Origin of the sequence: Nocardiopsis sp. TNDT3 (genome assembly GCF_003427465.1) — a bacterium.
GTDB classification, from domain to species: domain Bacteria; phylum Actinomycetota; class Actinomycetes; order Streptosporangiales; family Streptosporangiaceae; genus Nocardiopsis; species Nocardiopsis dassonvillei.
This window is the reverse complement of record NZ_QPFC01001098.1, coordinates 1-6,186: the sequence shown is the minus strand read 5'-3', so window position 1 is coordinate 6,186 and position 6,186 is coordinate 1. Positions and strand designations below refer to the sequence as shown.

Annotated in this window: 7 protein-coding genes and 1 pseudogene; 3 read left to right on the top strand and 5 right to left on the bottom strand. The window is 73.2% G+C overall.

Features of this window, described 5'->3' with window-relative positions:
• A pseudogene (locus tag DQW06_RS24330) lies at positions 1–416 on the bottom strand (GNAT family N-acetyltransferase); the annotation flags it as partial.
• A gap of 177 nt (positions 417–593) precedes the next feature.
• Positions 594–1,601 carry an ABC transporter substrate-binding protein gene (locus DQW06_RS24325; protein WP_117199379.1) on the bottom strand — a complete coding sequence of 336 codons (1,008 nt, stop codon included), beginning with the start codon at positions 1,599–1,601 and terminating at the stop codon, positions 594–596.
• A gap of 140 nt (positions 1,602–1,741) precedes the next feature.
• Between DQW06_RS24325 and DQW06_RS24320 the strand changes: the two genes are divergently transcribed.
• The 3 genes from DQW06_RS24320 to DQW06_RS24310 are packed head-to-tail and all read left to right on the top strand — an operon-like array spanning position 1,742 to position 4,699.
• Positions 1,742–2,776, top strand: a complete 1,035-nt coding sequence (locus tag DQW06_RS24320) for an iron ABC transporter permease (RefSeq protein WP_117199378.1) — start codon at positions 1,742–1,744, stop codon at positions 2,774–2,776.
• Positions 2,773–3,864, top strand: coding sequence for an iron chelate uptake ABC transporter family permease subunit (locus DQW06_RS24315; RefSeq protein WP_013153234.1), 1,092 nt, complete (start codon positions 2,773–2,775; stop codon positions 3,862–3,864). The genes DQW06_RS24320 and DQW06_RS24315 overlap by 4 nt, the downstream gene beginning before the upstream one ends.
• A gap of 19 nt (positions 3,865–3,883) precedes the next feature.
• Positions 3,884–4,699, top strand: coding sequence for an ABC transporter ATP-binding protein (locus DQW06_RS24310; RefSeq protein WP_013153233.1), 816 nt, complete (start codon positions 3,884–3,886; stop codon positions 4,697–4,699).
• Positions 4,700–4,826: 127 nt separating this feature from the next.
• Here DQW06_RS24310 and DQW06_RS24305 read toward each other — a convergent pair whose 3' ends face one another.
• From DQW06_RS24305 to DQW06_RS24295, 3 genes are all read right to left on the bottom strand, one after another.
• Positions 4,827–5,402 carry an ATP/GTP-binding protein gene (locus tag DQW06_RS24305; RefSeq protein WP_036552209.1) on the bottom strand — a complete coding sequence of 192 codons (576 nt, stop codon included), beginning with the start codon at positions 5,400–5,402 and terminating at the stop codon, positions 4,827–4,829.
• A gap of 46 nt (positions 5,403–5,448) precedes the next feature.
• Complete coding sequence (locus tag DQW06_RS24300) at positions 5,449–5,829, bottom strand: DUF742 domain-containing protein (RefSeq protein WP_174548378.1); 381 nt, start codon at positions 5,827–5,829, stop codon at positions 5,449–5,451.
• A 4-nt stretch (positions 5,830–5,833) separates the two neighbouring features.
• Positions 5,834–6,186: roadblock/LC7 domain-containing protein (locus tag DQW06_RS24295; RefSeq protein ID WP_117199377.1), on the bottom strand; the 353-nt coding region annotated here is incomplete at its 5' end.

Genomic DNA, 6,186 nt, shown 5'->3' with positions numbered 1-6,186 from the left:
GTGCTCACTCGTACGAACGTCAGGTCGGGGTGGGAGGGTTCGGGCAGGTGCGCAAGGTCCGCGGCCATGCCGACGCCGCCGAAGGCGTGCTCCAGTCCCGCCCGGTGGGCCGCCTCGCGCAGGTGCTCGCGCGCCCGTGGGTCGAGCAGGTCCTCGAAGAGCCACAGGAAACCGGGGCGCCTCTTGGCGCGCATCACCCGTTCCGCCTGGTGCAGGGCGTGTTCGAGGTCCGCGGCGTCGGTGTCGACGCCGGTCAGGGTGAGGCAGTTCCAGAAGGCGAACCGGCAGTCGGCCCAGCGCACGGCCAGGCCGGGCAGGTCGCGCACATCGGCGTGGGGGTCGCGGTCCAGCACCAGGGTGCGCCAGACCCGGGTGAGCTGCTCCATCGACTCGATCGACGCGGTGCGGTCCCTCATCAGGCCCCCTCGGCGGGTGGGGCCCGAGGAGGGCCCGGTGCGTGCTGTGCCGCGCGGGGTGCCCGGGCGGCGTGGCTCCTCGCCCCGCCGGGCGGGGTCAGCGCGTGGCGTGTACGTCCACGATGGCGGGCGCGCCCGGGGTTACCGGCGGGTTCGCCCGATCTGTGACCTTGACCCTCACACCGCGGGTTCGGCCTGTCCGGTCAGCGCCGCGGTCACGTCCTGGACGATGCGGTGCGCGGCGTGGTGGTTGGCCGCGCCCCACACGTCGTGGTCCATGCGGTACACCCGTGCGTCCCGCACCGCTCGCAGGTTGGACCACACCCCCTCGGAGAAGGTGCGGGGCGCGTCGGGGTAGCCCGATCCGGCCAGGACGAACACCGTGTCGCCGTCCGCGCGTTCCAGGTGCTCATAGCCCAGGGCGATGAAGTCGGTGGCGCCCTGGGCCTGGTGCTGGCCCCGGGGGCGGGCCAGGCCCAGGTCCCGGACGATCTGTCCGGGGAAGGAGGCGGGCGTCTCCAGGCGTATCTCGCTGGGGCTCTGCAGCCGCACGAGCGAGACCTCGGTGGCGGCCGGATCCACCCCGGCCCCGGTGATCTGCTCGCGCGCTTCCTCCAGGGCCGTCTCGTACTCGGCCACGGCACGCTCGGCCTGTTCGGGGGCGTCGAGTACCTCGGCGACCTGGTGCAGGTGGCCGCGCCAGGATCCGGTGCCCTCCCACTCCAGCAGGACCGTGGGCGCTATGGCCTCCAGGTCCGACAGCATCTGCGCCTGGGCGCCGGACCGGGTGTGGACGCCGATGATCAGGTCCGGGGCGGCGTTGGCCAGCGCCTCGATGTTGACATCGTCCTCGGCGGGGGAGTTGGTCACCAGGGTCAGGGCGTCGCCGTCGGCGCCCGGGGGCAGGAAGGGGGCCAGTCCCTGTTCGGGTGCGCCGGGGGTGCCCATGGTGGCGGCCACGTCGTGTCCCAGCAGGGTCGCGGCGGCCAGGGTGGGGCGCCACAGGACGGCGACGCGCTGGGGTGCGGCGGGGATCTCCAACTCTCCGTTGGCGGCCTGTACGGTGCGCGTGGGCCCGTCGTCGGTTCGGGGGGAGGAGGGCGGGGCGGCGCAGCCGGACAGGGTCAGTGCCGCCAGGGCGGTTAGTGTGGCCAGGGCACGCACAGGACGCGACAACTCGGGCATAACGGGCACCCTTCCGTGCGAACGGGATGAAGGTAAGGCTAACCTGTCCGAGGCGGCGCGCAGTGCACCGGTGCCGCCCACAGGCTGCACCCCCCGGGGCAGCCGCGTCCACCACCCACGCCACAACGAACGGGGAAGCCGTGGCCCTGCGCGCCCCCACCCTCACGCGCCCCACACTCACCAGGCGCATCATCCGCCCCCTCGGGCTGGTCGCCGCCCTGGGCCTGCTCACCCTGTGCGCCCTGCTCAGCGTCACCGTCGGCAGCAAACCCATCCCCGCCGCCGACGTGTGGGCCGCGCTGACCGCCTACGACGGCTCCTACGACCACGACGTCATCCGCAGCCTGCGCGTCCCCCGCACCGTCATCGGCGTCTTCGTCGGCGCCGCCCTGGGCCTGGCCGGAGCCCTCATGCAGGCCCTGACCCGCAACCCCCTGGCCGAACCCGGCATCCTCGGCGTCAACTCCGGCGCCGCCGCGGCCGTGGTCATCGCCGTCATCGCCTTCGGCGCCACCGGCACCGGCTACGTCTGGCCCGCCTTCGCCGGCGCCGCCCTGGCCGCCGTCGCCGTCTACGCCCTGGGCTCACGCGGACGCTCCAGCGCCACCCCCGTACGCCTGGCCCTGGCCGGAACCGCCGTCGCCGTCGTCCTCCAAGGCCTCATCCACGGCGTGTTCGTCCTCAACGAGTTCGTCTTCGACCGCATCCGCTTCTGGCAGGTCGGCTCCCTGGTCGGACGCGACCTGGACGTCTTCTGGCAGGTGGCGCCCTTCCTCGTCGCGGGCATCGTCCTCACCCTGTGCCTGGGCCCCTCCCTCAACGCCGTCGCCCTGGGCGACGACCTGGCCGCCACCCTGGGCGCCAACATCCCCCTCATCCGCGCCGCCACCGCCGTGGGCATCATCCTGCTGTGCGGCGCCGCCACCGCCGCCGCGGGCCCCATCTGGTTCGTCGGCCTCATCATCCCCCACGCCGCACGCCTGGTCACCGGCCCCGACCAGCGCTGGCTGCTGCCCTACTCCGCGGTCCTGGGCGCCGTCCTGCTCACCGCCGCCGACACCCTGGGCCGCGTCATCGTGCCGGGCGCCGAACTGGAGGTCGGCATCATCACCGCCTTCGTCGGCGCCCCCCTGTTCATCGCCCTGGTCCGCAGCACGAGAATGGCCCACCTGTGAGCCGCACCCTGACACCCCGCCGCCCGCGCGAGCGCGCCCGCACCACACCCCGCGGCTCCTTCGCCCTGCGCCTGTTCGGCGAACGCCTGTCCCTGCTGGTGCGCCCGCGCACCCTCGTCGTCGCCGCCGTCCTGACCGCGCTCAGCGCCGCCGCCCTGATCGTCTCGGTGGCCGTGGGCGACTACGAGATCCCGCTCGGCGCCGTGCCCGCCGCGATCGCGGGCTACGGCGAACGCCTGGACGTGTTCTTCGTCCAAGGGGTGCGCCTGCCCCGCGCCCTGACCGCCATCGGCGTGGGCGCCGCCTTAGGGCTCGCCGGAGCCGTCTTCCAGAGCCTGTCGCGCAACGCCCTGGGCAGCCCCGACATCATCGGCTTCACCGGCGGCGCCGCCACCGGAGCCGTCGCCGTCATCCTGCTCTTCGGCGCCGGACGCCTGGGCGTGTCCCTGGGCGCCATCGCCGGGGGCATGCTCACCGCCGCCGCCGTGTACCTGCTCTCCACCAAGAACGGCGTCCAGGGCTACCGGCTGGTCCTGGTCGGCATCGGCATGGCCGCCATGCTCGGCGCCGTCCGCGACTACCTGCTCACCCGAGCCGAACTCACCGACGCCCTCGGCGCCCAGATCTGGATGATCGGCAGCCTCAACGGCCGCGGCTGGGCCGAGGTCGCGGCCGTGTGGATCTGCCTGGTCCTGCTGGGACCGGTCCTGCTCGCCCTGGGCCAGCGCCTGCGCTTCATGGAACTGGGGGAGGACACCGCGCGCGGCCTGGGCGTGCCCACCCGCTCCACCCAGCTGACCGCCCTGGCCGCCGCCAGCGCCCTGACCGGCGCCGCCATCGCCGTCTCGGGCCCCATCGGCTTCGTCGCCCTGGCCGCACCCCAGCTGGCCCGCCGCCTGATGCGCACCGGCGGCACCACCCTGGCCGGATCCGCGCTCATGGGCGCCGCCCTGCTGGCGGTGGCCGACCTGGTCGCGCTGCGCGCCCTGGCCCCCACCCAGCTGCCCGTGGGCGTGGTCACCGCCGTCATCGGCGGCAGCTACCTGATCTGGTTGCTCTACACCGAATGGCGCGGCGGACGTGCCTGACCGAAACCGAGGAAGAACGATGACCATCGCCGACCACTCCGCCTCCCGCCTCAACGGCCGCGACCTCACCCTGGCCTACGAGCAGCGCGTCATCTCCCGGGACCTGGCCGTCACCATCCCCGACAACTCCTTCACGGTGATCGTGGGACCCAACGCCTGCGGCAAGTCCACCCTGCTGCGGGCCCTGTCGCGCACCCTCAAGCCCGCGCACGGCCACGTGCACCTGGACGGCAAGGCCATCAGCTCCTACCCCGCCAAGGAGGTCGCCCGCCGCCTGGGGCTGCTGCCGCAGACCTCCATCGCCCCCGACGGCATCGGCGTGGCCGACCTGGTGGCCCGCGGCCGCTTCCCCCACCAGGGGTTCCTGCGCCAGTGGTCCAAGCAGGACGAGGCGGTCGTGGCCGAGGCCATGGCCTCCACCGGCGTGGCCGAACTGGCCGAGCGGTCGGTGGACGAGCTCTCGGGCGGGCAGCGCCAGCGCGTGTGGCTGGCCATGGTCCTGGCCCAGCAGACCCCCCTGCTGCTGCTGGACGAGCCCACCACCTACCTCGACATCGCCCACCAGATGGACATGCTCGACCTGTGCGCGCAGCTGCACGCCGAACGCGACTACACCCTGGTCGCGGTCCTGCACGACCTCAACCACGCCTGCCGCTACGCCACCCACCTGATCGTGATGAAGGAGGGCGCCATCGTCGCCGAGGGCGACCCCTCCACCGTGGTCACCGCGTCCCTGGTCGAGGAGGTCTTCGGCCTGCCCGTGCGCATCATCCCCGATCCCGAGACCGACACCCCGATGATCGTGCCCGTGGACCGCCGCGGCGCCGCCCGCTGACCCCGCCGCCGACGGGTGCCCGGGACCACCACCGAAACGGACCCCCGAGGCCCTGGGCGACAGGTGGGGCCCGGGGCGCACCACGCGACCCGGGCCCCACCGCGCCCCTCCCTCGGGGCGTCCCCTCTCAGGCGCCCGACAGCTCCAGGCGCAACACCAGAGCCACCAGCTCCACCAACACCTCCTTGACCGACTCCCGGTCCCGGGCGTCGCACAGCAGCAGCGGCACCCGCTCCTCCAGGTCCAGCGCCACCCGCACGTCGTCCGCCCGGTGCGTGCGCTGCCCGTCGAAGCAGTTCACCGCCACCACGAACGGCACCCCGCGCGACTCGAAGAAGTCGATCGCGTCGAAGGAGTCCGCCAACCGCCGGGTGTCGGCCAACACCACCGCGCCCAGAGCGCCCTCGGTCAACTCCTCCCACATGAACGAGAACCGCCGCTGACCCGGCGTACCGAACAGGTACACCACCGTCGACCCGTCCAGCGTGATCCGGCCGAAGTCCAGGGCCACCGTCGTGGTCGCCTTGGCCTCCACCCCGTCCAGATCGTCCACGCCCACACTCTCGGAGGTCATGACCTCCTCGGTGTGCAGCGACTCCACCTCGCTCACCGCCGAGACCAGGGTGGTCTTACCCGCCCCGAATCCCCCCGCGACCACGATCTTGAGGGTGTCGGGAACCGGCCCCGCACCCTCGGCGTCCATCACGACCAACGACACATCCACTCCACCTCGACACCACCCTTGCCCCTCACAGCTGACGGATGCGCTCCAGCACCGAGCGCAGCGTCTCGGCGTCGGGCCGGTGCCGCTCCCAGTCGGAGGTGCGCACCACCACACGGCCCTGGTCCAACAGGTCCGCCAGCAGGATCCGCGTCACCCCCAGCGGAAACCCCGACCGCGAGGCCACCTCGGCCACCGACACCGGCCGCGCGCACAGCGACAGGATCAGCTCCAGTTCCGGGTCCACCTCCCCGGCGGGAGCCGGGGCGACCGCGACCACCTGCGAGGTCATCGAAAAGTCCGTACGCGAAGGACGCGTGCGCCCACCCGTCAACGAGTACGGCCGGATCAGACTCGACTCGAACGACCACTCCCGTCCCGACGCCCCACCGGACGGCTCAGCGTCCACGCCCTCACCTCCTCACACTCCCGCGCCGCGGCAGCGCCGACAGGTGCGGACCCACCTGGCGCACCAGACGGTTCACCTCGAACGCCGCCTGGCCCATGTCGCACGTGGACTCGGCCACCAGCGCCAGCGACGCGCCCTGACCGGCGGCCAGCACGAAGAAGAACACGTTGTCCATCTCCACCACCGTCTGACGCACCTCCGCGGCCCCCAGTTGCCCCCGAGCGCCACGGGCCAGGCTCGCGAAACCGGACGCGATCGCGGCCAGCCGCTCACCCTGCTCGCGCCCCAGGTCGTCCGAGCACGACAGCAGCAGCCCGTCCGCCGACAGCAACAGCGCGTGCCGCGCCCCCGCCACCC